Annotated in this window: 1 protein-coding gene; it reads right to left on the minus strand. The window is 70.1% G+C overall.

Annotation, left to right across the window (positions count from 1 at the left end):
• Window positions 1-843: SidA/IucD/PvdA family monooxygenase (locus KMS84_RS38660; RefSeq protein WP_256921233.1), on the minus strand; the 843-nt coding region annotated here is incomplete at both ends.

Consider the following 843-nt stretch of genomic DNA (forward strand, 5'->3'; position numbering starts at 1 on the left):
GTGGTGGGGTTGTCCGTGGAGGCCGAAGGTGGTGAAGGCGGTTCGGGTGGGGAGGGGGTAGGGCTCTGTGGTGGTGAGGGTGTTGAGGATGGTGGCGCTGCGCCAGGCGGCGAGGCCGAGGTCGGGGGCGCCTACGCCGTGGGTGTGGCATTCGGCGTTCTGGACGTAGACGTTGCAGCCGGTGGCGGTGATGGAGGGGTCGAGGACGAGGCGGAAGTGTTCGTCGATGCGGGGGCGTTCGCTGTTGTCGCGGCGGATGTAGGGGTCGAGGCCGGCGAGGATGCGGTGGAGGGGGCGTTCGCGGTGTCCGGTGGCGAGGACGACGGCGTCGGTGGTGAGGCGGGTGCGGGTGTTCTGCTGGAGGTGTTCGAGGTGGAGTTCGATGGTGGTGGTGGCGATGCGTCCGGCGGTGCGGACGCGGACTCCGGGGGTGAGGACGGTGTCGGGCCAGTCGCCGTTCAGGGTGCGTCGGTAGAGCTCGTCGTGGATGGCGGTGAGGGTGTCGGCGTCGATGCCTTTGTGGAGTTGCCATTGGGCGTCGGTGAGGCGGTCGCGGACGTTTTCGGGGAGGGCGTGGAAGTAGCGGGTGTAGTCGGGGGTGAAGTGTTCGAGGCCGAGTCTGGAGTACTCCATGGGGGCGAAGGCGGGGGTGCGGCCGATCCAGTGGAGTTGTTCGCGGCCGGTGGGGCGGTGGCGGAGGAGGTCGAGGAAGATCTCGGCGCCGGACTGTCCTGAGCCGACGACGGTGATGTGGCCGGCGGCGAGGAGGGTGTCGCGGTGGGTGAGGTAGTCGGCGGCGTGGACGACGGGGACGCCGGGGGCGTCGACGAGGGGGCGCAGGGG

The organism is Streptomyces hilarionis (genome assembly GCF_024539675.1).
Lineage (GTDB): Bacteria > Actinomycetota > Actinomycetes > Streptomycetales > Streptomycetaceae > Streptomyces > Streptomyces hilarionis.